The sequence below is a fragment of the Exiguobacterium sp. LL15 genome (genome assembly GCF_024436095.1).
GTDB classification, from domain to species: domain Bacteria; phylum Bacillota; class Bacilli; order Exiguobacteriales; family Exiguobacteriaceae; genus Exiguobacterium_A; species Exiguobacterium_A indicum.
On sequence record NZ_JANFNX010000002.1, the window covers coordinates 188,413 to 213,947 of the forward strand.

27 protein-coding genes are annotated in these 25,535 nt (G+C 43.6%); 21 read left to right on the top strand and 6 right to left on the bottom strand.

Going from position 1 to position 25,535, the window contains the following annotated elements:
- The first annotated feature begins 13 nt into the window (after nt 1-13).
- From NOM72_RS12315 to NOM72_RS12330, 4 genes are read left to right on the top strand one after another with little or no spacing between them, the layout of a single operon-like run.
- Nucleotides 14-1,507 carry a DEAD/DEAH box helicase family protein gene (locus NOM72_RS12315; protein WP_255999253.1) on the top strand — a complete coding sequence of 498 codons (1,494 nt, stop codon included), beginning with the start codon at nt 14-16 and terminating at the stop codon, nt 1,505-1,507.
- 17 nt (nt 1,508-1,524) lie between these two features.
- Nucleotides 1,525-1,707: a hypothetical protein gene (locus tag NOM72_RS12320; RefSeq protein ID WP_255999254.1), complete on the top strand. Its 183-nt coding sequence runs from the start codon at nt 1,525-1,527 to the stop codon at nt 1,705-1,707.
- On the top strand, nt 1,707-3,689 hold the full coding sequence (locus NOM72_RS12325) for an AAA family ATPase (RefSeq protein ID WP_255999255.1): 1,983 nt from the start codon (nt 1,707-1,709) through the stop codon (nt 3,687-3,689). Before NOM72_RS12320 ends, NOM72_RS12325 begins: the two co-directional genes overlap by 1 nt.
- 1 nt (nt 3,690) lies before the next feature.
- A complete protein-coding gene (locus tag NOM72_RS12330) occupies nt 3,691-4,137 on the top strand; it encodes a hypothetical protein (protein ID WP_075642716.1) in 447 nt (148 codons plus the stop codon).
- Between the two features lie 47 nt (nt 4,138-4,184).
- Here the strand turns inward: NOM72_RS12330 and NOM72_RS12335 are convergent, their stop codons facing one another.
- The gene (locus NOM72_RS12335; RefSeq protein WP_255999256.1) at nt 4,185-5,147 is read right to left on the bottom strand and encodes an HNH endonuclease; all 963 of its coding nucleotides are present in this window, start codon (nt 5,145-5,147) and stop codon (nt 4,185-4,187) included.
- A 128-nt stretch (nt 5,148-5,275) separates the two neighbouring features.
- Between NOM72_RS12335 and NOM72_RS12340 the strand changes: the two genes are divergently transcribed.
- On the top strand, nt 5,276-6,130 hold the full coding sequence (locus tag NOM72_RS12340) for a P-loop NTPase family protein (protein ID WP_255999257.1): 855 nt from the start codon (nt 5,276-5,278) through the stop codon (nt 6,128-6,130).
- A gap of 36 nt (nt 6,131-6,166) precedes the next feature.
- Here the strand turns inward: NOM72_RS12340 and NOM72_RS12345 are convergent, their stop codons facing one another.
- The 3 genes from NOM72_RS12345 to NOM72_RS12355 all read right to left on the bottom strand — a co-directional run bounded on the left by NOM72_RS12345 (nt 6,167) and on the right by NOM72_RS12355 (nt 7,906).
- The gene (locus NOM72_RS12345; protein WP_023466903.1) at nt 6,167-6,637 is read right to left on the bottom strand and encodes a hypothetical protein; all 471 of its coding nucleotides are present in this window, start codon (nt 6,635-6,637) and stop codon (nt 6,167-6,169) included.
- A 12-nt stretch (nt 6,638-6,649) separates the two neighbouring features.
- Nucleotides 6,650-7,252: a hypothetical protein gene (locus tag NOM72_RS12350; RefSeq protein WP_023466905.1), complete on the bottom strand. Its 603-nt coding sequence runs from the start codon at nt 7,250-7,252 to the stop codon at nt 6,650-6,652.
- A gap of 222 nt (nt 7,253-7,474) precedes the next feature.
- Nucleotides 7,475-7,906, bottom strand: coding sequence for a VOC family protein (locus tag NOM72_RS12355; RefSeq protein ID WP_255999258.1), 432 nt, complete (start codon nt 7,904-7,906; stop codon nt 7,475-7,477).
- A 221-nt stretch (nt 7,907-8,127) separates the two neighbouring features.
- Here NOM72_RS12355 and NOM72_RS12360 point away from each other — a divergent pair, with 221 nt between their 5' ends.
- The 12 genes from NOM72_RS12360 (at nt 8,128) to NOM72_RS12415 (ending at nt 19,343) form a co-directional block, all read left to right on the top strand.
- The gene (locus NOM72_RS12360) at nt 8,128-9,141 is read left to right on the top strand and encodes a LacI family DNA-binding transcriptional regulator (protein WP_255999259.1); all 1,014 of its coding nucleotides are present in this window, start codon (nt 8,128-8,130) and stop codon (nt 9,139-9,141) included.
- 204 nt (nt 9,142-9,345) lie between these two features.
- Nucleotides 9,346-10,653 (top strand): ABC transporter substrate-binding protein, encoded by a 1,308-nt coding sequence (locus NOM72_RS12365; RefSeq protein WP_064300565.1) that lies wholly within the window; start codon nt 9,346-9,348, stop codon nt 10,651-10,653.
- Between the two features lie 60 nt (nt 10,654-10,713).
- The gene (locus tag NOM72_RS12370; protein ID WP_023466912.1) at nt 10,714-11,610 is read left to right on the top strand and encodes a carbohydrate ABC transporter permease; all 897 of its coding nucleotides are present in this window, start codon (nt 10,714-10,716) and stop codon (nt 11,608-11,610) included.
- A 3-nt stretch (nt 11,611-11,613) separates the two neighbouring features.
- Nucleotides 11,614-12,537, top strand: coding sequence for a carbohydrate ABC transporter permease (locus NOM72_RS12375; protein ID WP_082627437.1), 924 nt, complete (start codon nt 11,614-11,616; stop codon nt 12,535-12,537).
- A gap of 23 nt (nt 12,538-12,560) precedes the next feature.
- Entirely contained in the window at nt 12,561-13,907 is a 1,347-nt protein-coding gene (locus NOM72_RS12380; RefSeq protein ID WP_255999260.1) for a GH1 family beta-glucosidase, read from the top strand.
- A 61-nt stretch (nt 13,908-13,968) separates the two neighbouring features.
- On the top strand, nt 13,969-16,326 hold the full coding sequence (locus NOM72_RS12385) for a carbohydrate binding domain-containing protein (protein WP_255999261.1): 2,358 nt from the start codon (nt 13,969-13,971) through the stop codon (nt 16,324-16,326).
- 201 nt (nt 16,327-16,527) lie between these two features.
- Nucleotides 16,528-16,953, top strand: coding sequence for a hypothetical protein (locus tag NOM72_RS12390; RefSeq protein ID WP_255999262.1), 426 nt, complete (start codon nt 16,528-16,530; stop codon nt 16,951-16,953).
- 30 nt (nt 16,954-16,983) lie between these two features.
- Nucleotides 16,984-17,133 carry a hypothetical protein gene (locus tag NOM72_RS12395; RefSeq protein ID WP_255999263.1) on the top strand — a complete coding sequence of 50 codons (150 nt, stop codon included), beginning with the start codon at nt 16,984-16,986 and terminating at the stop codon, nt 17,131-17,133.
- Nucleotides 17,134-17,257: 124 nt separating this feature from the next.
- The gene (locus NOM72_RS12400; RefSeq protein ID WP_047392144.1) at nt 17,258-17,761 is read left to right on the top strand and encodes an RNA polymerase sigma factor SigV; all 504 of its coding nucleotides are present in this window, start codon (nt 17,258-17,260) and stop codon (nt 17,759-17,761) included.
- On the top strand, nt 17,745-18,599 hold the full coding sequence (gene rsiV, locus NOM72_RS12405) for an anti-sigma-V factor RsiV (RefSeq protein WP_255999264.1): 855 nt from the start codon (nt 17,745-17,747) through the stop codon (nt 18,597-18,599). Before NOM72_RS12400 ends, rsiV begins: the two co-directional genes overlap by 17 nt.
- Before the next feature lie 114 nt (nt 18,600-18,713).
- Entirely contained in the window at nt 18,714-19,010 is a 297-nt protein-coding gene (locus tag NOM72_RS12410; protein WP_035399100.1) for an excalibur calcium-binding domain-containing protein, read from the top strand.
- A gap of 153 nt (nt 19,011-19,163) precedes the next feature.
- The gene (locus NOM72_RS12415) at nt 19,164-19,343 is read left to right on the top strand and encodes a hypothetical protein (RefSeq protein ID WP_035399099.1); all 180 of its coding nucleotides are present in this window, start codon (nt 19,164-19,166) and stop codon (nt 19,341-19,343) included.
- A gap of 75 nt (nt 19,344-19,418) precedes the next feature.
- Here the strand turns inward: NOM72_RS12415 and NOM72_RS12420 are convergent, their stop codons facing one another.
- Nucleotides 19,419-19,742, bottom strand: a complete 324-nt coding sequence (locus NOM72_RS12420) for a thioredoxin family protein (RefSeq protein WP_023466923.1) — start codon at nt 19,740-19,742, stop codon at nt 19,419-19,421.
- 299 nt (nt 19,743-20,041) lie between these two features.
- Between NOM72_RS12420 and NOM72_RS12425 the strand changes: the two genes are divergently transcribed.
- Nucleotides 20,042-20,911 carry a cation diffusion facilitator family transporter gene (locus NOM72_RS12425; RefSeq protein ID WP_023466924.1) on the top strand — a complete coding sequence of 290 codons (870 nt, stop codon included), beginning with the start codon at nt 20,042-20,044 and terminating at the stop codon, nt 20,909-20,911.
- 46 nt (nt 20,912-20,957) lie between these two features.
- On the opposite strand, the gene NOM72_RS12430 is transcribed toward NOM72_RS12425, so the two are convergent.
- Nucleotides 20,958-21,299, bottom strand: a complete 342-nt coding sequence (locus NOM72_RS12430) for an ASCH domain-containing protein (RefSeq protein WP_055970007.1) — start codon at nt 21,297-21,299, stop codon at nt 20,958-20,960.
- A gap of 156 nt (nt 21,300-21,455) precedes the next feature.
- Between NOM72_RS12430 and NOM72_RS12435 the strand changes: the two genes are divergently transcribed.
- From NOM72_RS12435 to NOM72_RS12445, 3 genes are read left to right on the top strand one after another with little or no spacing between them, the layout of a single operon-like run.
- Nucleotides 21,456-21,941, top strand: a complete 486-nt coding sequence (locus tag NOM72_RS12435; RefSeq protein WP_023466926.1) for a MarR family winged helix-turn-helix transcriptional regulator — start codon at nt 21,456-21,458, stop codon at nt 21,939-21,941.
- The gene (locus tag NOM72_RS12440; RefSeq protein ID WP_035399082.1) at nt 21,934-23,658 is read left to right on the top strand and encodes an ABC transporter ATP-binding protein; all 1,725 of its coding nucleotides are present in this window, start codon (nt 21,934-21,936) and stop codon (nt 23,656-23,658) included. Before NOM72_RS12435 ends, NOM72_RS12440 begins: the two co-directional genes overlap by 8 nt.
- Entirely contained in the window at nt 23,655-25,511 is a 1,857-nt protein-coding gene (locus NOM72_RS12445) for an ABC transporter ATP-binding protein (protein WP_023466928.1), read from the top strand. The genes NOM72_RS12440 and NOM72_RS12445 overlap by 4 nt, the downstream gene beginning before the upstream one ends.
- The last annotated feature ends 24 nt before the right edge of the window (nt 25,512-25,535 follow it).

The window sequence follows — 25,535 nt, forward strand, 5'->3', positions numbered from 1 at the left end:
TCCTTATATAAAGTTGAATTTATTATTTACAGGCCCTAACAATAGAAAAAATAACAATTATTTGCTAAAAAGATTACAATCAAAGTATAACAAAAATTTTCTTTCTGATGATGGAGTTGAGAAAATTATGCAACCAAAGTCTTATGAAATTCCAAAATGGTTAAATCTTCATCCCTACCAAAGGCAAGCCATAACGACTTGGGAAGAAAACAACTATAAGGGATTATTTGAAATGGCGACTGGTACAGGTAAAACGCTGACAGCACTATCAGCTGCTAACAGATTATTTAATGAAAAGAAACGCTTAGCAATTATCATAGTTTGTCCACTAATTGATTTGGTGGACCAATGGGCGAAAAATGCAATTGAATTTGGTTTACAACCAATACGTATTTATCAAAATCGAAGTCAATGGTTTGATTTAACTAGTAGCGAAATTACTCAATACAATATCGGTAATCAAGACGTTTTGTGTTTCATTACTACCATGCAGACTTTAAAGATGTCAAAGGATGTTCAACTTCAACTAAAAAGACTTTCAACAGAGAGTTTAATTATTGTCGATGAGGCTCATAATATCGGAACATCAAGATCAATCAATTCATTACCAGATCATTTTAAGTATCGTCTCGCATTGTCTGCGACACCCCGTCGATGGAACGATGAAGAAGGAACGGAAGCTATTTTTTCGTATTTTGGAGGCGAACCTATTTTTAAATATGAGTTAAGTGATGCTATTCAGGCGGGATATTTAACGCCTTACTACTATCATCCACATATTGTAGTGTTAACTGAAAATGAGCGCGAGGAGTACATGGTATTGAGTAGAAAAATCGCGAAATTATTTGCTGCTCAAGGTGACGATCATAAAAATGAATATTTAGAGCAACTTTTAATAAAGCGTGCTCGTTTAGTTAACAGCGCTCAGAATAAGGAAGAATTACTTGAAAAACTTTTAAAAGAGCAAAAAGATGCAGGAGAATTAAGACATACGATAGTTTACTGTGGTGACCAAAAGAAAGAAGGGAAACGACAAGTAGATCGACTGATTCAAATGATGGGTAAACAATTAGGTATTTATAGTAGCAGTTATACATCTCAAGAAGATAATAAGCAAAGGCGTGAATTGTTGAATCAATTTGATAATGGAGAGATCGAAACATTAGTTGCCATTAGATGCTTAGACGAAGGCGTTGATATTCCTAATACTCGAACTGCCTATATTTTAGCTAGTAGCTCAAATCCAAAAGAATTTATTCAACGAAGAGGGCGAGTATTGAGAAGAGCAAAAGGTAAAGAGTTTGCTATTTTACATGATTTTATCGTTATTTCTCAGGAAATTTCAGATACAAATCAGTTGTCAGATACAGATTTTAATATTGAGCGAGGATTACTAGAAAAGGAATTGAAGAGAGTTCAAGAATTTGCTTCGCTTGCTATCAATGGTCCCAAAGCTTCGCAGTCTTTACTTAAATTAAAAAATTTATATAGCTTACAACATCTATGAGAAAAGAGGGGAAATTAATGGAGGAATCAAAAACTTTGCAAGATGTATTAGAAGAGGAACTTCTAGATTTTACTATAGAAGAAAAATTGGCTTTTTCAAAAATTTTAAATCTTGAAGACGCTTATTTAAGTACTAAGAGCGGATCAAACGGAGATGTTGTTGGAGAAATTGTACGTCTTTTGAAAGGGTTGTATAACTGATGATCATTAAAAAACTAATACTAAATAATTTTCGACAATATTATGGTCAGCAATCTATTAGTTTTGCTTACGGTGAAACTGATAATGTAACCGTTATACATGGCGAAAACGGTTCAGGAAAAACAGCGCTAATCAATGCTTTTCTATGGGTTTTGTATGGTAAACCTTTAAATTTACCCAATTCCCATGAAGTAATCAATAGAAGATTTGTACGAGAGTCTTCGCTAACAGGTGTGGCTGAGATAACTACTTCAGTAAAGCTATATTTTGAAGATGGAAGTCATCAATTTGAGATTGAACGATTTTTAAATCATAAGTTTGATGGTACTGCTTATCTTCCTTCCAAAAAAACAGAAGTACTTTTGAAAAGAATCAATGAATCAGGTGAAGGAGAAATAATTAAAAGTGTTTCTGATACAATTGATAAAATTATTCCGCAAAAGCTGAGTTCATTTTTCTTTTTCGATGGTGAAAGAATTGACAACTTGGGTAAGCAACGAGCGAAAAACGAAATTAAGGAATCAATAAAATTAATGATGGGTCTGGATTTATTTGTAGCAGCAAAAAAACATTTACAAAGTGCGAAAAAAAACTTTCAAGAAGAGCTAGCCAAAAAAAATGGAGGTGAATATCAAGAGCTAATAATTAATAGAAATGAGCTAAATGATGAAAAAGAAAAATTAATAAATAGGCTTTCAGATGCTAGAAGTAATATCGTAGCGTTACAAGAAGAAATTAAAGTAGTTGATGAAAAACTTCAGGCAGATGCAGAAATTGGAGCGCTACAAATCGAGTATGATTCCAAGAAAAAAGAGCTAGAACGCCTGCAGAAAACACTAGTTTCTATTGAAAATGAATTAGCGAAGCTCTTAAGTAGTAATGGTCATCTTGTCATGTCGCTTTCCCTTATTCAACAAATTGAAAATAAATCTGAAAATGACGATCGCCTTGAGTCGTATGTAGATAAAGAATTTCTAGAGAAATTAGAAAAAGAGGAATTCTGTATTTGTGGTCGACCAATCTCAGAACATGAAAAAGAGCATATTGCACATTTAAGAACGTCTTCTGCTTATTCACAGTATAATGGGATACAGGTCTTAAATAAAAAAATGAATGGAATTAAAGAAAAAAGGAAAAATATATTTGAACAAGTACGTGTATATTCAAATCAAAGAAATCAACAACTGAAGGATATCGTTACGGTTCAACAAGAGATTGCCGAACTTAATGTTAATAAAGGATCAAAAAACAATCCAGAATTAATTGATTTACAAAAGAAATTTACTCAACTTGAGCATTCAATTCAAGAGCAAAGAGCAATGACTATGTATTATGAAAAACAACGTGAAGAATTAAATATGAAAGTAGACTTATTTGAAAAACAAATAGCCAAAAAAGAACGGGAGAATTTAAAAGAGTTAAATCTTCAAAACAGTTTAAATACATCTATGAAGTTCGAAAAAGTAATTAGTCGTCTTTTAGAATTTCAAGAAGAAGACGTTAGAAAACGTCTTGCTTTTCAAATAAAAGAAGTGTTTTCTAAGTTTCTTCGGAAAAATTATAACGTTACTATGACTAGTGATTATGAACTAATTGTTACCGATAACAGTCACGAGGAAGTAGGGATGTCACAAGGCGAGGGACAATTAACGAGTCTTGCATTTATTGGTGCCATTGTTGATATGCAGCGTAAAAAAGCTGAAAAACCTAATAGTGATTTCCAGATAAAAGGTGCAAATATGAAAGCTGTGTATCCTCTTGTAATGGATTCTCCATTTGGGGCATTAGATGCTGATCATAGAAAACGAGTAGCAGAAGGTATACACCAATTATCTGATCAAGTAATTGTTATAGTTTCAACTTCTCAATGGGATGGTGAGGTGGAAAATCAATTAAGCAAACATGCAGGAAAAGAATACACCTTACACTACATTGAGGATAATGCATTAGAGTTTACACAAATAGTGGAAGGACGAATTTAACATGCGACTATCACGAAGTTTAGAACAACAACATGAATACGATGAGTTACATCGCGAAGGAGAATTTGGATTTTTTAACACGTTTAAAGATATTTTTATGGCTGGATTAATGATTGGACGTGAAACCGGTAAAGTGATTGCATTTAAAAGAGGTAAAAATGCTGAGTCTTTTAATGAATCTGTTTTTTCAATTGATGACGAATTACTTATTAATTCTATTATTTATGATGAGTTTGGAGAAGTTGAACCTGGGAAAGAAGAGTTACAGAGAATTGAAAACTACGCTGCTGGCGGAGTGTCTCATTTATATGAAACACTCATCAAAAACAGTGGAAGCAATGCAATAGACCGTTACATCGAATTGTTATATGAATTTAAGAATGAAGAATCGTTACAAAACTATAGGGATCGTTTAGTTACAGAAAAGTTATTTAAAGATCATCTCTAAAAGAAGTAAGAACCTACCTTTATTTTGTATACCAAAAAAATCAATAATTAGTAGGTTCTATTTGGAGTCCATATTTTAAATCCGTTTTGAATGGCATATTCGTAAGTATATTTCAGCTTATTTTCGGTATAGTTTCTCATATGAATTACAGCATTTAATTGTTCATTTCGATCTATCAAGCTGTACAAAAAATCTTTTTGTGCAATCTTATTATTTTTACTTGTGTTACAAGTGGGACAGGACAATACAAAATTCCAAAGTACATCATTTTGAGTGTAAGACCACGGGATAAAATGATCTACGTGTACTTTTTGTAATGTTTTATGACAATAAAAACAAGTAGTTTGACCATGGAGCAATAGTATATTTTTAAACTCAGCTAAAGAATGTCTGGCTGATACAAATTCGACTTTACTTAATATGTTTTTCATTAAATGACTAGAATTATACTTTTCTAAGAATATAGATAGCTGATAATTTGTAATGTTCATTAAGATACGCTTGTACTTTTCGAAGAAAACTAGATAACTAGGTACAAGTTTAATCCATTCTTCCTTCTTATTAAAAGAATAAATTGTTCCATCAAATGACGAGTAAAATGAACCATAGACATACTTTTTGTAGACGATATTAATAAGTTTAATTAACTCGTTCTGATGAGCTGTAGATAATTTTTCAAAGTTCCAGTTTGAAGGGATACAATGTGTTTCTTGAAAATCTATTAAAATCTTCTCTACAGAACTTTGTCCATTTTTTACATTAACCTGACGCAATCCATGTGTAATGACTAGATTCCAGTAAATTTTTGAAACATACTTAGATATTTCTAAAAAAGTGATTTTTCCTGTCTCGTCAGTTTCAGCAGTCGACTCTAATAATGCTTTCATCAAAATATGTTTATAGGTAGTTGTATGAGTTGAATGCATTAAGAATTGCTGTGTTAGACGCCATAAATCGCTTTCCGATAAATAACTTTCCTGTGCTTCTGCAATATCTAATTTCCAACCCAATAAAAGCACCTCACAGTATTTTGAAATTCTTTGCATCGCAACAATTATATTGTTAATTTACCATACTAAAAACTATAAAAATAATTGAATGATGATTTAATACATTTTTTAACTGAAAGAGGGCTTTTATGACCAAAAGATTATTTCTTATCGAAGGGCTCCCAGGCTCAGGTAAAACAACAACAGCTGAAACATTAACTCGTCTATTGCAAGAGCAACAAATCAATACACGCATTCATATCGAAGGAGATCTCAACCATCCTGCAGATTATGAGAGTGTCGCTTACTTAACGATGAATGAATGGATAGACTTTCAAAGTAAATACGCTTCACTCGATGTCTTACGATTTGCTGAGGTGTTCAATGACTACGTGCTGGTATCATATCGCCAGTGGCAGTCAGAAATGGATATTCCTGAAGCAGCACTTGCGTTTCTGCAAGCAAGAGATATCTATGAACTACCGTTCGAGTTACACCAGTCATTGATCTTTAAAAAGTGGGAAGAATTCGTCGCTCAAGCGTTAACGACGGATACAACATATGTTTTTGAGTGCTGTTTCTTACAAAATCCATTGACGATGGGACTCATCAAATACGATCTACCGGAAGCGACGTTGCGAGCGTATATTGAACGCATAGCGACGATTATCGCACCGTTACAACCCGTTCTCGTTTATGTTGATCAAAAGGACGTAGAAAAAAGCTTTCGTAAAGCATTAAACGAGCGTCCGACAGAATGGGCGGACGGATTCGTATCCTATTACACTGAGCAAGCATATGGTGTAAATCGCTCTTTATCAGGAGTGGAAGGGACGATTACGATTTTACAGGCACGACAAGTACTAGAGCGTCAGTCGTTAGAAATGCTTCCGTTCAGAGTAGAGGTATTCGGAAATGAAGATTTTTCAGTAGAAGCAAGACAAGTCTGGTTAAAGCAGTTGATTCAGTCAACTGTGCGTTCGACTTCTTTAAGCGAGAGCTAACTAAAAGGCGATTCCAAGTCACGGAATCGCCTTTTATCATTGCGACAAGCTCTCTATTTTTTCGAGTAAATCATCCTCGTATTTTTTATCAGAAATGATCTCGACGAGCTGATGAAAAGATAAAGCTGCTTGTTTAAAAGCTTGAATGAAGTCTGATGTATCATAGACTGCTTCTTCTTGATCAATGGTTAATGAGAAGCGATTTTCACTTATTTTTTTAAAGCATACTTCGATAGGTGTGTTCGGGAAATAGAATGTAGCAGATCCATCCTCTAGACAGTTTTTCAAAGCGTCTGCATAGTACTGCCACAGTGGTGCAAGTTCATCTGAGTGATCGGCTCCTTGCATGATTCCATTCTGGGTAAAAGAAATCGTACCGTCTAGATTTAAAAAGCCATCTTCTAACCAATCCTCTTTTTGCTGAATATACACTTGAATGCGATCTTGCTCTGTGATGTTCACGTGTTTCTGTTCATTTTCTAAAAAGATAAAAGTTTGGATATGCATAAATCCCACTCCTTATTTCATTAATGGATAAAGTTGACGTATATGTCCTTTTTCAACGCCCATGACATATTTTACGCCATCAACTGTTCCTGTAAATTGCTTTGAACCTGTAGAAGAAACTTTTGAAAGACCACTTCTATTTTGTTTGGCTACATTTATAGCAATAGATTCTACATCTTTAATCGATAGTTTTGAATCAAAGAAAGTTTGTTTTTTCACATTTTTTTTACTATCGGTCCAGTATCTTGGGTGATGTCTTTCAAGCATATGCTTCATATCTGTTTTAGTAATGACATATTTTTTGGAACCAGTTGAATAGGTAGTTCCTTTATAATTTTTAAGTGCATTGACGACTTTGCTTTTAGGAACCTTTTTGTATGTTTTTGATCCTATCTTTGCTAATCGTGTAGCGCTTTTTATGATTAATTTTCCGACTAATACCGCCCAAGCATCAGCAGTATGATAACCAATGCTCAAAGAATTGATTTGTGTTGTGTATTCATTTTTACGTTCTTGATCGTATCTAGGATTTATAGTTTTATTGTTTACAAAAATGGATGGTGACAAAGTAGAAATTAGTAAACTCATGACTAAAATGAACGCAACTTTTTTCAAAATAAGCCCTCCTTTGTGGTTGATATAACAATAGCAAATTTTTACTAATATTCTTTAACAGCTAAAGAACAATTAGATTAAATCTCTGACTAAACAGTAAAAAAATTGTATTATTTAACAATTAGACATTTAGATAATGAATCATATTATTAAGTTAAAAAGGTCACTTTGAATTAATTGCATTGAAAAGGCGACTTTTGTAATAAAAGTCGCCTGAAAATATTAAGTGGTAGGCACTTCACTCACTACATGATTGACTTGCCACTGGACACCAAACGTATCTTCGACGATTCCGTATGCTTCACTCCAGAATGTCTTTTGGATCGGCATGATGACGTTACCGTCTTTTGCGAGTTGATCAAATGTCTTCTGTAACACATCCACGTCAGATAAGTGTAGCGCCAAGGTAACATTCTGACCGATCGTGACCGGATCATGTGGCATTGCGTCTGAGAACATTAAGCGGGTACCATGAACGATCAGTTCAGCATGTAGAACAAGTGACTGCATCTCTTCTGGATAGGGCTGACCATCAGGACCGGGACCTGGTCCGAACTCCATGATGTCCGGTAGTTCTTGACCGAAAACCTGTGCATAGAACGTGATTGCCTCGCGCGTGTTGCCGTTGAAGACAAGATACGGATTGATTGGCATGGGAAAGCTCCTCTCTAAAAAAGGCGAAGTGTGTTTTTTTAAGTATACCAAACATTTGTTCGTATTAAAAGAAAAATCGATTTCTTTTTGTATTGAATCCAGTATAAATGATAACGTTTTCAATTTATCTGATTTTTCATAAAAAAATAGGTTGCAACTTCCAGAGAGACTTCGTATACTAAATTTATCGAAAGCGCTTTCGGTGAAATGGAGTGAGTAGCATGGGAACAATTTATGATTTAGCGAAGATGACCGGTTTTTCGATTACAACGGTCTCAAAAGCCTTAAATAATTATTCGGATGTCAGCGAAAAGACGAAAGCAAAAATCGTCCAAGCAGCAGCCGAGATGGGATACTTACCGAACGCGCACGCCCAGTCGCTCTCGACGAAACGTTCGTGGACGATCGGTGTCATGTTCTCGGAAGCACATGGCGTCGGAATGATGCATCCGTTCTTCAACGCGATCATTGAGAGTTTCCGAAAAGCAACAGAACAACAAGGGTATGACCTCATCTTCGCATCGCGGAACTTACGCAATCGTGATATGAGTTACCTCGAGCATTTCCGACACCGGGCAGTCGACGGCATCGTCGTCATCTGCTCCGATCAGATGGACCAGCACGTCCAGGAGTTGATTCAAAGTACGATTCCAATCGTCGTCGTCGACATGGATAGTGCCGATTGTAGTGTCGTCTACTCGGATAACATTACCGGGGGCACACTTGCCATCAATCATTTGCACGAACTCGGTCATCGTCTGATCGCCCACATTGCAGGGGATACGTCGACAGATGCCGGAAGAGCGCGGATTGAAGGCTATCAGCAAGCAATGGAACAACTTGATTTGCCGATTCCAGACGGCTATCTCGTCAATGGCGGATTCTTTTCCGGAGAAGAAGGCAAGCGGGCAATGAACGAGTTGCTAGCATTACCTGATCGACCGACAGCCGTCTTTGTTGCCGGGGATGAAATGGCAATCGGTGCGATTGAGGCGATTCATGAAGCCGGTTTACGGATTCCAGAAGACATCTCGGTCGTTGGGTACGATGATATTTACATGGCGCAGTACATCACACCGAAGTTGACGACGGTCCGACAAGATACGGAAACGATCGGTCAGCACGCAGCATCAGTCTTGATTGAACAGATCGTCAACAAAAAACGGGTCACGACACGCGATGTCATCCCGGTTAACTTGATGGTTCGTCAATCGACAGGTCCAGTACCTGAATAACACAATGGTTGTTTCGGAATCGCTCTCGCTCGTTGTCAGTGAGGAAAAGCGAGAGCGATTTCGAAATCATTTTTTATCACTTTTTCCGAAAGGGCTTTCGGGAATTTTCTTTAAAGCCTTTTCGAAAGCGCTTTCGATATTTTTGAATAACAAATTGAAACCGCTTACCTATAAGCGGAATACTTAATAAAAGGATGAGATGAGATGAAGAAACAGTTAGTTAGCGTGTTAACAGTCGGTGCGTTAACAGCAAGCGTCCTTGCTGGATGTACAGGAAGCAGCGAAGAAAAAACGAGCGGCGGGAAAGAAGTCTTGAAAATCTGGTCGTTCACGGATGAGTTAAAAGAACCTATCAAAAAGTTCGAAGAGAAAAACGGAGTCAAAGTCGAATTGACGATCGTGCCGATCGCCGACTACCCGACGAAATTGAAACCAGCTCTTGAAAGTGGCGTCGGCGCACCGGATATCTTCACAGGTGAGATTGCGTTCCTCAAGCAGTGGGTCGATGCTGGGTACTGGGCGAACCTCTCTGAAAAACCATTCAACGCAGGCGAAGTCAAAGATGACTACATCCCGTACGTCTATGACATGGGGAAAGATAAGGACGGTAACGTGCGTGCGCTGTCATGGCAAACGACACCAGGTGGCGTCTACTACAAACGAAGCATCGCGAAAAAAGTTCTCGGTACAGACGATCCAAAAGAAATCGGCGGCATGATGGACTCGATGGACGGCGTCTTCGAAGTCGCTGAAAAAATGAAGAGTAAAGGCTACAAGATGTTCCCGGATGAAGGATCGATCCGTTGGTTCGCACAAGGGAATGATCCACAACCTTGGGTCAACGATAAGCAAGAACTCGTCTTGACGCAAGACAAGAAGGATTACATGGATTACGCGAAAGAACTTCGGACGAAACAATATACAGCACTTGCACCAGAATGGTCACCATCATGGTTCGCAGGGATGGATAAACCAGTCAAAGTCAAAGAAAACGGTAAAGAGACTGAAACAGAAGTCTTCTCTTACGTCCTCCCGACGTGGGGTCTTCACAGTGTTCTCAAAGAAAACGCGAAAAAATCAGCGGGTGACTGGGCTGTCACAAGCGGACCGAGCCCATACTTCTGGGGCGGTACGTGGTTAGGTGTCTACAAAGATTCGAAGAAACAAAAGCTTGCGTATGATTTCGTCAAGATGATGACACAAGACGAAGCGTTCCTAACAGATTGGGCAAAAGAAACAGGTGACGTGTTAGCGTACAAACCAGTTACTGAAAAAATCAAGACCGACTTCAAAGATGAGTTCCTCGGCGGACAGAACAACTATGAGTTCTTCCTTGATCAAGCAGACAAGATCACACCAGGAATCGTCACGAAGTATGACCAGCAGCTCGATACATTGTATGGTGCATCGGTCATGGAATACGTCCAAGGTAAAAAATCAAAAGACGAAGCACTTGCTGAATTCTACAAAAAAGTCAAAAACGCGTATCCGGACGTAAAAGTACCGGAATAAGGAGAGTAGGTGGGGCGATCCTCGCCTCACCTCTTCTTGTTTAAGAAAGGGGTTTGACCTGTGAAAAAACTCGATCGCCATGGGTATCTGTTCATCGCACCGTTTTGGATCGTCTTCTTGATCTTCAGCATCTATCCGGTTGCCTTGACTTTCTATTACAGCTTCACGAACTACACGGGCGCTGAAGGCGAACAACTCGTCGGACTCGCGAACTATACGCGGTTACTCGGGGATACGTACTTCATCGAAGCGTTCTTTAATACTCTGAAGATTTGGGGTCTTAACTTCATCCTTCAGATTGGCGGCGCGTTATTACTCGCCTTATTGTTCTCGGATCTCCAATTGAAATTAAAAGGGCTTGCCTTCTTCCGGGCGACGTTCTACTTGCCGAACTTGATCACGATCAGCTCGGTCGCCTTATTGTTCGGCATCTTGCTCGACTGGCAGCATGGTTCACTGAACATGATGTTGATGAAAATCGGAATCATCTCGGAGCCGATCAACTGGTTGACGCAACCGGTGACGGCACAAATTTCCGTCTCGCTCATCCTGACATGGATGTGGCTCGGTCACTCGTTCATCGTTGTCATGGCGGGCGTATCTGGGATCTCGAAGGACTACTTCGAAGCAGCCTTGATTGACGGAGCGACACGTTGGCAAATCTTCTCACGCATCACGTTGCCACTCTTAAAACCGATTTTGCTCTACATCATGATCACGTCCTTAATCGGTGGTCTGCAATTGTTCGACCTGCCGATGTTGATCACGGATGGTGTCGGTGCGCCAGATGGTGCCTTGAACACGATGGTGCTCTATCTCTATAACCAAGCTTTCAAATACAACAACTATGGCTACGCCGCTGCTGTCGCATACGGACTGTTTGCCATCACGCTCGTCTTTTCAATCATCGTCTTCAAAGGGATGTTCCGAAAAGAACGTTCACCGAAAGGAGCCTGACCGATGGAACGAAATGCAGAAGCACGTCGGATCGTGCCACAAACGGAGGAACAACCGGAGCGTGTCGAACGCCCGCTCAAGTTGACGCCACCACCGAAACAAAAGAAAGCCTGGTTCGGTAAAAGTGTCATCTATATTGGTCTCGTCGTCTTAACGATCGCCTGTATCATCCCGTTTTTGATGATGATCATCAACGCGACGCGCTCGAACGAAGAAGTCTTGTCCGGATTCTCGTTGATTCCGGGGAACTCGCTCGCTGAAAACTACGCCGCACTCAGTTCTTACGTCAACATCTGGTCCGGTTTCAAGAACAGTTTGATCATCGCTGTCCTAGTCACCGTCTTATCAGGGTATTTCTCGGCGTTGACAGCATTCGGATTCGCCTTCTATCAGTTCAAAGGGAAGAACGCGATGTTCGTCTTCATGCTCGTCATGATGATGGTTCCGGGTCAGCTCGGATTGATCGGGTTCTATGAATTAAGTAAAAATCTCGGGTTGCTTGATAGCTATATCCCATTGATTGTTCCGGCGATCGCAAGTCCGTTCACGGTCTTCTTCGTCCGACAGTATGTCCAGACGGTCTTGCATCCGAGTCTGATCGAGGCAGCACGGATGGACGGAGCGAGTGAGTTCCGGATCTTCCATACGATCGCTTTGCCGATGATGATGCCGGCGATCGCGACGATGTCGATCTTTACGTTCATCGGTTCATGGAACAACTACATCATGCCGCTCGTCTTACTCTTCTCTCCAGAGAAGTATACGTTACCGGTCTTGATGGGCTTCTTGAAAGGTTCACAAGTCGCAGAGAACTTAGGCTCGCTCTATCTCGGGATCGCGATTTCCGTCGTACCGATCATGATCGCCTTCTTGTTCCTCTCGAAATATATCGTCAGCAGTATCTCGGCAGGTGCCGTTAAAGAATAAGTAGCTTAAAGGAGATTACACATATGAAATTTGCACCGAACTTCGTATTCGGGACGGCGACGTCGTCGTATCAGATCGAAGGAGCCCACAACGAAGGCGGACGTACGCCTTCGATCTGGGATGCCTTTTGTGATGAGGACGGAAAAGTCTTCGAAAAACATAACGGTGATGTCGCTTGTGACCATTACCACCGTTATGAAGAGGACATCCAGCACATCAAACGTCTTGGCGTCGACACGTACCGCTTCTCGATTGCCTGGCCACGGATCTTCCCGCAAAAAGGGGTCTATAATCCGGAAGGGATGGCGTTCTACAAGAAACTCGCGACACGTCTGCGGGCTGAAGGCATCAAGCCGGCTGTGACGTTGTATCACTGGGATTTACCACTTTGGGCACATGAAGAAGGCGGCTGGATCAACCGGGCATCGGTCGACTGGTTCCTTGATTTCGCCCGCGCGTGTTTTGCGGAGCTCGACGGGATCGTCGACTCGTGGATCACACATAATGAACCATGGTGTGCCGGGTTCCTTAGCTACCATCTCGGACAACATGCACCGGGTCATACGGATATGAACGAAGCCGTTCGTGCCGTGCACCACTTGTTGTTATCACACGGAAAAGCAGTCGAACTGTTGAAGGGTGAATTCAAATCGGTCACACCGATCGGTATCACGTTGAACTTGGCACCGAAGTATGCGAAGACGGATTCCATCAACGATCAGCTGGCCATGAACAATGCAGACGGATATGCGAATCGGTGGTTCCTCGATCCAGTCTTCAAAGGTCAGTATCCAGTCGACATGATGAACCTGTTCTCGAAATACGTCCATTCGTACGCGTTCATCGAGGAAGGCGACATGGAGACGATCTCTGTCCCGTGTGACTTCTTTGGGATTAACTTCTACAGCCGCAACCTCGTCGAGTTCAGTGCTGCGAACGATTTCCTGCAGAAGGATGCGTACTCGGATTATGACAAAACAGGCATGGGCTGGGATATCGCACCGAGCGAATTCAAGGACTTGATTCGTCGTTTGCGTGCCGAGTATACGGACTTACCAATCTACATCACGGAAAACGGTGCGGCATTCGACGATGAATTAGTCGATGGTCGCGTCGCTGACCAGAACCGGATTGATTACGTCGCACAGCATCTCCAAGCTGTGTCTGACTTAAACGAAGAAGGGATGAATATCCAAGGCTATTATCTTTGGTCACTGCTCGACAACTTCGAGTGGAGCTTCGGCTATGATAAGCGTTTCGGGATTCTCTACGTCGATTTCGAGACACAGGAACGGATTTGGAAAGACAGCGCCCACTGGTATGCGGGCGTCATCGAGCAACATAAGGCAACGATTCCGCAAGAAGCGTGACAAAGGAGGCAAGGTCGAACATTCGTCCTTGCCTCTTTTTGACTAAGAGGAGGAAACAGACATGAAGACATGGGTAGCACTGGCGGTCGGGACCGGTTTATTGCTGAGCGGTCAAGCGGTCGACGCAAAGGCAGACAAAAAAGAGACGAAGTGGAAGCTTGTCTGGTCGGATGAGTTTCAGGCGAAACAACTCGACCGGACGAAATGGACCTATGATACGGGGAACTGGATCAAGGATGCGAACGGACAACCGGTCTCACCCGGTTGGGGCAACAATGAAAAACAATACTATACGACGAAGCAAGATAACTCGTTTATTCGCAACGGGAAACTCGTCATCAAGGCGAAACAGGAAAAGACGACGGATGATCTCGGTACATACGATTACACGTCGGCGAAGCTGAAGACGAAAGGGTTGTTTAGTAAGACGTACGGTCGTTATGAGATCAAAGCGAAGCTGCCGACTGGAAAAGGGCTTTGGCCTGCGTTCTGGATGTTACCGGAGCAAGATAAATACGGGGCCTGGGCAGCGTCCGGTGAGATTGACGTCATGGAAGCTTGGGGCAGTCAGCCGGACAAGGTCGCCGGAACGATTCACTACGGAGAAAACTGGCCAAACAATAAATATACGGGGAAAGACTATCACTTCCCAGACGGACAACGCATCGACCAATGGCATACGTACGCGGTCGAGTGGGAGCCGGGCGAACTCCGTTGGTATGTTGACGGCAACCTCTATCAAACACAAAACGATTGGTACAGTAAAGGCTTGAACGCGGCAACGAACTATAGTTATCCGGCACCGTTCGACCAAAACTTCTATCTCGTCATGAACCTCGCGGTCGGCGGTTGGTTCGATGGTGAAGTCGATGCGACAACGAAGTTCCCAGCCGAGATGGAAGTTGATTATGTTCGCGTCTATGATTTGAAAAATCGATCGTACCGCGAACCGGTCGAACCGACCTACGAAAACGTGACATTACCGGATGGAGCCAAGCAACCGATCGACGGCAATCTCGTCTACGACACGGCATTTGAACAACCGGTCACGATGATCACTGGTAATCAGTCGTTTGATCCGCTGTACTGGAACTACGTCACGCTCCCAGACTTCGGTGGCAAAGGAAGCCTTGCGATCATTGAAAAAGAAGGGCAACGGATGGCAGACGTCACGATTGATCAGCCTGGTTCACAAACGTATTCTCACCAACTGATTCAAAACGTATCCCTTGCGCAAGGTGGACGTTACCAAGTCAGCTTTGACGCGAGCAGCACAGCAGACCGGAAGATGATGGTCAAAGTCGGCGGTGGAGCAGAGCGTGGCTACACGAAATATTCAAATGAACAGTCGATTGCTCTGACACCAAGCGTCAAACGGCATACGTTCACGTTTGATATGGCGGCAGAGACGGATCTCGCGGCGCGTCTTGAGTTCAACCTCGGACTCGAAAAAGCGGGTGTCCAGATTGGGAACGTCCGTGTCGAACAGATTCCACGCGGTGTCATCGATGAAGATGCAACAAAACCGGCACTCGCGGACGGGAACCTCGTCTATAACGGGACGTTCGATCAAGGGGCGATGGATCGTTTGACGTATTGGCACTTCGACGGTAACAAGCGGGCGACAGGGGCTGTTAATCCTGAGTCACGTGATTTCCGTTATGAAGGACATGGACAAAAAACGACGGCACGTTTAACGCAAAAGGGACTTCAACTAGAAGCTGGGCATGTGTATCAGCTTCGATTCACAGCAGGTGCGAAAAAAGCGAAATCACTTCAGGTGAAAATCACTGGGGCACAAGAGCAATTGAAGCAGACGACTGTACCGTTGACGAAACAAGCAACGACTGTCGACATTCCGTTCACGGCTACACAAACGGCAGAAGACAATCAGCTTGTGTTTGACTTCAGTGGACAAGCTGGAAAAATCTCGCTTGATGATGTGGAATTGATCGATGTGACACCGGTTCCGGTCGATCCATCACCACTGAAAAACGGTTCGTTCGCAAACGGATTGACGTCATGGTCGTCATACATCCACTATGATGCGCAAGCCGCTATCGAAGCTGTCAATGAAGCAGCACGCATAAAGATCGGAGCGGAAGGACAAGAACCATGGAGTGTCTTGCTCGAGCAAGGAAACTTGTCACTCGCGAAAGGTAAAACATATGAATTGAGTTTCACGGCATCGTCGACCGTGCCGCGTCCGATCGAAGTAACGATCGAAAATGCTTCGTACACGCGTTACTTCAGTCAAGTCGAGCCAATCACGGCAACACCGAAAACGTATAGCTATACGTTTACGATGGGACAAGCTGATACAGGTGCGTTGAAGTTCTTGATGGGACGCGCAGAAGGTTCGCCGTTCGCTGTCCATGACGTAACGATTGATGATGTGAATCTCAAAGTGAAGGAATGACTAAGGCAAGGCAATGGACACGTCCATTGCCTTGTTGTGGTTTAAACGACAGAGACGAATAATTTATTGAAATGGAAGAGGAATGAAACCCATCATATGGAATATTAAGTAAAAGAAAAGATAGGTACTTATGCTTTGGGGAGGAAACATATCATGCGTCAAAGGAATATACCATATCGACTGCTCTTTCTGTTAATTATAATGAGTATGATTGGCATCAATGGCTGGTCCGCGATACTTCATCCCGACGGAACAGTGAATGGATGGCAAAGCATCGCTTCAGTCATTTGGTTCGGCTATTTAGTCGGCTCGCTGTTTTACATAAAGGAAGAGAAGATGTACCGATTAATCGCTAAGTATCTTTGGTTTGGTCTGATTTCGACGTTGTACATCTATGGTGTCTGGTTACTCGAAGGATCATTTTCAGAGACACTTTGGTTTGATCTGCTTGCAAGCTTTGAATTTTTACTGTACATCGTTTTTGTCGTTCCATTGTTTGGGTTAAACGCTTGGACGAATGTCTTATTTGGTGAATTTTCGTTATACATGAGTGTCCTGTACGGTATCGCGCTCATTTTGCTTCAGGTGAAAGTATGGAGTGATACATCGCGACACTTGCGTTATTAAGTAGAAAAGGTGAATCGTATGTTAAGTCCCGTGAATGAACGTGAAGAACAGACAGGAAGACGAGAAAAGCGAAAACAGCGAAAAGTCGATATAGGATGTGTCACGATTATTGGCATTCCGTTGCTGTTTATCGTCCCGCTTCTATTGATTCTACTGATCTTAATGAAGTCTGCTCCATGAAAAGGTGACCTGGTGTCACCTTTTTTTGTTGTGTCGTCAACTTTTTTCTCGACTCGCCCGTCTTAATGATGTATACACAGAACGATATCGAAAAAAGGAGCCGCGGCCTATGACCTCTCGCCAAATGAGAAAACGGGAAAAAGCATTCGTCCGTTTTTTAAAGCAATACAAACCGAATCTCTACTGGTTAGCCTACAGTTATATGAAAAATGAACAGGATAGTCTGGATGTCATTCAGGACAGCATCCAAAAAGCGTTACAGTCACTCGACCGACTCGAGGATGAGGAACGGATGAAAGCTTGGTTCTATCAGATTTTGACACGAACAGCGATTGATGCAATCCGGAAGCGTCAGCATAGTATCAGTTACGACACGGATCGACTGATCGAACTCGTCGCGACGAAAGAAGATACATACCCGGATTCCGATTTACGACAGGCGCTTGAGGAGCTACCGGTCATGTACCGGGAAGTCGTCATCTTACACTATTTCGAGGACTTGATCTTAAAAGACGTCGCGACGATTTTAGAGCTGAATTTAAGTACGACCAAGTCCCGGCTGTATAAAGGATTGACCTTACTGAAAATGAAATTGAATGGAGATGATTTAGATGTCGAACAAACTTGACGATCTGAAACAAGCTTACCAACAACCACCAGTTCCAAAAGAACTCGATGAGATGATTGCACAAGTCGAGCGCCGGACGCGTCCTTCGCGGACAAAACGCTCCGTGTTGATCACAGCCGCCGCGATCACGTTATTCGTTGGTGGATTAAATAGTAATGCGTCGTTTGCGGACGCGATGGCGAAGGTGCCAGTTTTTGGTCAGCTGACTGAGATCGTGACGATTGACTGGAAAGAGACGAAGACACAGCAGTCGGCTGATATTAAAGCTCCTCAAGTGACGTTACCGGACAAGGCACTCGAGCAACAATTGAACGAAAAGTATATTGCGGAAGGACAAGCGCTCTACGAAAAGTTTGAGCAGGAGACGCACGGACAGGAAGGGGCATTTGCCGTCGATAGCCGCTATGACGTCAAGACGGATACGGAAGACTTGTTGTCGATCGGTCGAACCGTCACTGAAACACGGGCGAGTGCATCAGAAAGCGTCCAGTACGATACGATCGATAAGAAACAACAGCTCATCCTGACATTACCATCTTTGTTCAAGGATGACGGATATATCACGACGATCAGTGATTACCTAAAAGAAGAGATGCGTCGGCAAATGAAGACGGATGAAGGGAAAGTCTACTTCGTCGAAGGAACACCGGATGTACCGGAGGACGAGCAGTTCAAGCAGATTTCCGCAAAACAAAACTTTTATATTACGGCAGATCACAAATTAGTCCTGTCGTTTGACGAGTACAGTATCGCTCCAGGATATATGGGCATCGTCGAATTTAAGATTCCGACGTCAATTTTAAAAGGTGAACTCGTTAGTCCGCATTATATTCGCTGAATTTCAAAAAATGTAACCATTGATATAAATTCTAAAAAAATAGCCATTTTTTAAAAATAACCTCTTATAATCAAAAGACGAATCGTTGTTTTTTGAAAAAAAGGAGGAATCCCTATGAAAAAATGGAGTCGGCTTGTACTCGCGGGTGTCGTCAGTCTCGCCTTGATCCATGTTCCAGCAGCTAGTGAAGCGGCAACGAAAGCAAAAGCCTTTAAAAACTGTACGGAAATGCAAAAGACGTACAAAGGCGGCGTTGCGAAAAAAGCGGGGCTAAAAAATCGGACAGGGTATGACAAGAATGGAAAACCGATCTACAAAGCAACAAAGTACAAGGCGTACGTGAGCCTTGCGACGTATAACGTAAACACGAAGAGCGACCGGGATAAAGACGGTATCGCGTGTGAACGTTAAATAAGCAAAAGTAGTCTTTCTCGAGCGGGAGAAAGACTACTTTTTTGTAGAGGCTCGTTGTTCCTTTCAATTATGTAATCCTTAGAAATCATTATGTATGGTAGTGTTGTAGCGACAAAAGACGACAAATATGTATTGAGTAGGAGGACTACGATGCGAAAGCGAGATTATCTCATTTTCTTTATTTTATTTTTTATTCTGAACCTCATTAATTTCTTAGGAACACTAGGCATGCAGGATGTTTTAGCGATTGTAGTCGTCGCTATGATCGAAGCAGCGATAGCGGGAACGATTACGAATCTATTCACCCGTATCTTTTTTAAGAAAAGCTGAGATGGATTGAAGTAGCACCCAAATCAGATCGATACATAAAAATAACCTGACGCTGCGGCGTCAGGTTATTTTTGCTTAGTTGAAGTTTTGCTTTAAGAAGGCTGTCACTTCTTCTGGTGTTTTAGCATTTGCACTGTGCAAGTGCGCCAGTTTTTCATTGTTTTTGAAGACGAGCAAGCTTGGGATTCCCATGACATCGTGGTTCGATGCGATTTCAGGGAACTCATCCTTGTCGATCGTGTGGATCGGTAAGTGGTCGAATTGTGACTCGACGTCCGGCATGAAGTAATCCATCCGTTTGCAGTCCGGGCACCAGTCTGCTTCGAACTTGATGATGACCGGTGCGTCACTTGAAATCAATTCCTTGAATGTTTCTTCACTCTTAATGAATTCTGCCATTGTGAGAACTCCTCCTCTTGGTGTTGTACCTTTAGTCTACCGATTCCCTTCAGAACTTGCACGAATTATGTTCGTCAAAGAGTCTGACAAGTCAAAAAAGTTGGTTGCTCTTTAAGATAATGCTACTGATTTTCTTGAAAAGAGCCACATGACTCAATCGAATTTGGTTTGGTATAGGGAAACATTGTTGTATATTTGTTAATTACCTAGTTCGAAACAAAATGATTTCTCTAGACCCACTCGATTTCCGACTGGTACGATGAGGTTTGCTAATCGCAGAGAAAGTGGGGGCGACGAGAATGGAACAACAAAAATACGATAATCTAAAACGCGGCGAACGCGGTGCGATGATCAGTATCGCAGCCTATATCTTGTTATCATCTTTAAAATTAATCATTGGGTATACAGCAGATTCTGCCGCACTCCGGGCGGATGGTTTGAACAACGCGACCGATATCATCGCGTCGATCGCTGTCTTGATCGGCTTACGGATTTCACAACGTCCGGCAGATGACGATCACAAATACGGACACTGGAAAAGTGAAACGATTGCCTCGCTCGTAGCTTCCTTCATCATGATGGCAGTCGGTCTTCAAGTCTTGATCGATACGATCTCGACGTTGTTTGAAGGCAAACAGGAGTCACCGGATATTCTCGCAGCATACGTCGGAATCGGTTCAGCTCTCGTGATGTACTTCGTCTACCGCTACAATAAGAAGTTATCCGAGGAGATTGAAAGCAAAGCCGTCATGGCAGCAGCGAAAGATAATCTATCCGATGCGTGGGTCAGTGTCGGAACGACGATCGGAATCGTCGGATCACAGTTCGGCATGCCATGGCTTGATGTCGTGACCGCGATCATCGTCGGCTTCTTGATCTGTAAGACAGCGTGGGACATCTTTACGGAAGCGTCACACGAACTGACGGATGGCTTCGATGAGAAGAAGCTGAAGATGTATGAAGATGTCATCTTCGATCTCGAAGGTGTCAAAGGGATCAAGTCAATCAAAGGACGTAACTACGGCAACAATGAAGTCGTCGATGTCGTCATCCTTGTCAACTCCACCTTGAATATCCATCAGGCGCACGATATTGCGACACGTGTCGAGGATACGCTGACGGAAGAATATGGTGTCTACGATATCCATGTTCACGTCGAACCGGAATGAATCGAAAAAACGTCTTTTCTACTGTAAGCGTAGAAAAGACGTTTTTTTATGGTTCTAATGCGATCGTCAGAGCCAGTGCCCCGTACTGTTGCTCGGCTTCCGGTGAATAGATCGAGTAAGTCGACGTCACGAGTTCGTCGAGCGACCAACCGACACAGTCGATAGCTTCGTTTGCGATCTGTTCATAAAGCGCTCGGAAATCAGGAAAGACTTGTCGTTTTGTTACACGGACAAGTAATTTCTCGTTCGTTTCCGTATGGGTGAACCGAATCTGATCACCGACGTGTACCTGTTGTCGTTTTGGATCATTTAGTCGGATCTCGACGGTCTTTCGTCCTTGTTCGATTGAACGAAACGGTTCTTCGAATAAGCCCATTTCATGTCTCATCTATGCTCACTCCTTGTCTTCCTTGAGCATAGCAAAACTATGTGATTTTTCACATTGCCTTTTCGTTGACAATCGAAAATAATCAGCGTAATTTAATTCATATAAGTAATTGTTCCTTTTGGAACTATTTGAAATGGAACAAGGAGGCGAAACAAGATGGATCAAACGGAAACGACCCGTTCGACTGCGATGATGCAGTCGTTTTGGAACGTCCAGCGTCATCTCGTCCGGGCAGCACACCAGACGGCACAGGAAAACGGACTCAGTTTACCGCAATTTCATAGCTTGATGACGATTGCACCGCGTGGACCGATCTCGCAAAAAGAGCTCGCTGCACATACGCACTTACCGAAAAGTACCCTCAGTCAGTCGATTGAAGGTCTCGTCCAATCGGGCTGGGTCATTCGGGAGACGAATCCCGACAATCGACGGGAAGTCGTCTTAAAGCTTAGTGATCAAGGTCAGCAATTCGTCACTGACATCAAGGAACAAGAGAAGGGGATGCAACGTCAACTGGAGCAAGTGCTTGCGACGATTGACTCGGACGTATTTGAACAAATGCTTGAAACACACGCAGTGATTGCTGAGGGAATCGGTCAGATTTTACGTCCAGATCTGAAAGGAGGATGTTCGGATGATTAAGTTACTCAAACGGTTGACGGTCTATAAATGGGCGGTCCTTGCTGTGCTCGTCTTGGTTTTTGCGCAGTCGATGTCCGATTTGTATTTACCGACACTGATGGCGGACATCATCGATAAAGGCGTCGTTACCGGCGATACCGCGTATATCTGGAAAATTGGTGCCGTCATGCTCGGGATAACCGGTGTCGGGGCGTTAGCTGCCGTTGCCGCCAGTTATTATTCATCGAAGGCGTCGATGGGACTCGGACGGGATATCCGTCGCCAAGTCTTCAACCATGTTGAACGGTTCTCCCTGCAAGAGTTCGACCAAGTCGGAACGGCGTCATTGATTACACGGACGACGAACGACATCACGCAAGTCCAACAAGTCGTCATCATGATGTTACGGATGGTCGTCAGTGCGCCGATCATGTTCATCGGTGGATTGATCATGGCTGTCTCAAAAGATGCCAAACTATCACTTGTCATCGTCGCGGCGATGCCGGTCCTTGTGATTTCAATCCTGTTGATCCTGTGGAAAGGGGTTCCGTTGTTTGGGAAAGTCCAAAAACGACTCGACCGTCTGAACCTCGTCTTGCGGGAGAACTTGACCGGGATCCGTGTCATCCGTGCTTTTAACCGGGAACGTGATGAGCAGGTTCGGTTAACGAAAGCGAACGCGGATTTAACAGAAGTCTCGATTAAGGTCAATAAAATCATGGCGTTCTTGATGCCGGTCATGATGCTCGTCATGAACTTGACGGTCGTCGGTGTCATTTGGTTCGGGGGCATCCGGATCGATAATGGCGGCATGCAAATCGGGGACTTGATGGCGTTCATCCAGTACGTCATGCAAATCATGTTCGCGCTCGTCATGGCGTCGGTCATGTTCGTCATGATTCCGCGGGCAGCCGTCTCGGCGAAACGGATCAATGAAGTCCTCGAGATGACTCCGACGATGACAGATGAAGGTACACAAACCGCTGACCGTGAAAAAGGAACGCTCGTCTTTGATCGTGTCACGTTCCGTTACCCAGGAGCTGAGACACCTGTCTTATCCGACATCAGCTTTGCGGCACGACCAGGTGAAGTGACGGCTGTGATCGGCGGAACGGGTTCCGGTAAATCAACGCTCGTCAATTTGATTCCTCGTTTTTATGACGTGACGGAAGGGAGCATCCGGGTCAACGGTGTCGATAGCCAGGATGTACCGCAAGAGGAACTGCGGTCGAAAATCGGCTTCGTTCCCCAAAAGGCGTTACTGTTCACGGGGACGATCGCGGAAAACATTCGCTTCGGGAAAGAGGACGCGACAGACGAAGAAGTCGCGCATGCAGCGCAAATCGCACAAGCGACCGATTTCATCGAACGGATGCCGGACGGTTACGAAGCACGGATCGAACAAGGTGGGTCGAACGTCTCCGGTGGGCAAAAACAACGGTTGTCGATTGCGCGAGCACTCGTTCGTCGACCAGATTTATATGTCTTTGATGACAGTTTTTCAGCGCTCGACTTTAAAACTGATGCGGCACTTCGAAAAGCGTTACGGGAAGAAACACGCGATGCAACCGTCTTGATCGTCGCTCAACGTGTCAGCACCGTCATCGATGCCGATCAAATCATCGTCCTGGATGAAGGGAAAGTCGCTGGAATCGGAACGCACGATGAATTGTTTGCTGACAATGCCGTCTATCAAGAAATCGTTAAATCACAACTATCAGAGGAGGAAATCGCATGAGTGAGAAAAAACGACCTGCCGGCGGTCCTCCGCCTGGTGGTCCCGGTGGCGGAAATATGATGATGCTCGGAGAAAAACCAAAGGATTTCAAAGCAACGTTCCGTCGTCTGCTTCGGTATCTGCGTCCGCGTCGGACGGCACTCGTTGGTGTTTTCCTTGCAGCCATCCTCAGTACGGTCTTCATGATTGCCGGTCCGAAAATCATGGGAACGGCAATCACGGAATTGTTTGAAGGGGCATATGCGAAGTTCCAAGGTGTACCGGGAGCAGCGATCGATTTCACGAAAATCGGACAAATCCTGCTCTGGCTGGCTGGACTGTATATCATCAGTAGTCTGTTCAATTACCTGCAACAGTATTTGATGTCAGGTATCGCTCAAAAAACAGTCTACGATTTACGCGAAGACGTCAATCATAAACTCGAACGCCTGCCATTGAAATATTACGATGGTCGTCCGAACGGGGAGACACTCAGCCGCGTGACGAATGATATTGATACGATCGGGAGTACGTTACAACAAAGTGTGACATCGTTCATCACCTCAATTGTGACAATCGTCGGAATTCTGATCATGATGTTGACGATTAGTCCGATTCTGACATTGATTTCACTTGTCTCATTACCGGTCTCGATTTTTGCGATCCGTCCGATTTTGAAACGGTCCCAAAAATACTTTGCCGATCAACAACGGACGCTTGGACAATTGAACGGACACGTCGAAGAGATGTATACCGGACACTCGGTCGTCAAGGCGTTCGGACATGAACGCAAAGCGGTCGAGCAGTTTGATGCCGTCAACGAAGAGTTGTATGAAGCAGGACGTAAAGCACAGTTCATCTCCGGGATCATCATGCCAATGATGATGTTCATCGGGAATATCAGTTACGTCTTGATCAGTATCGTCGGCGGGATTCTCGTCACGCAACGGGCGATCTCGATCGGGGATATTCAAGCGTTTATCACCTATACACGCCAGTTCACGCAACCGATCACACAGACGGCGAACATCGCGAACATTGTCCAATCGACGGTCGCAGCAGCGGAACGTGTCTTCGAATTACTGGACGAAGAAGAAGAAATCAAGGAAGTGACGACACACCGTCTTACGCAGGCTGAAGGGGCGGTCGCGTTTGAACACGTTGATTTTGGTTACGGAACCGATCTCTTGATCGAGGACATGAACATCGATGTCTCACCGGGACAAACGGTCGCAATCGTTGGACCGACGGGTGCCGGTAAGACGACAATGATCAATCTATTGATGCGCTTTTATGAGTTGAACGGGGGGACGATTCGGATTGACGGCATCGATACCCGCGAGATGTCACGCGAAGACTTACGGACGACGTTCGGGATGGTCTTACAAGATACGTGGCTCTTCAACGGTACGATCCGGGATAATCTTGCTTACGGTAAGAGTGGAGCGACCGAGGAGGAAATCATCGCCGCAGCCAAAACGGCGCACGCTGATCACTTCATCCGGACGTTGCCGGACGGGTACGATACGGTCTTGAATGAGGAAGCCTCGAACATCTCGCAAGGTCAGAAACAGTTGTTGACGATCGCTCGGGCCGTTCTTGCCGATCCTCCGATCATGATTCTCGATGAAGCGACCTCTAGTGTGGATACACGGACGGAAGTCTTCATCCAGCAAGCGATGCGTCGCTTGATGGAAGGGCGGACGAGCTTTGTCATTGCCCATCGTCTCTCAACGATCAAGGATGCCGATTTGATTCTTGTCATGAATCAAGGAAGTGTCATCGAACAGGGAACACACGAAGAATTGCTCGAGGCAGATGGTTTTTATGCGGATCTGTACAACAGTCAATTCTCTGAAAAAGAAGTCGTTTGATATAAGGCAGTGTCGTCATTTAGA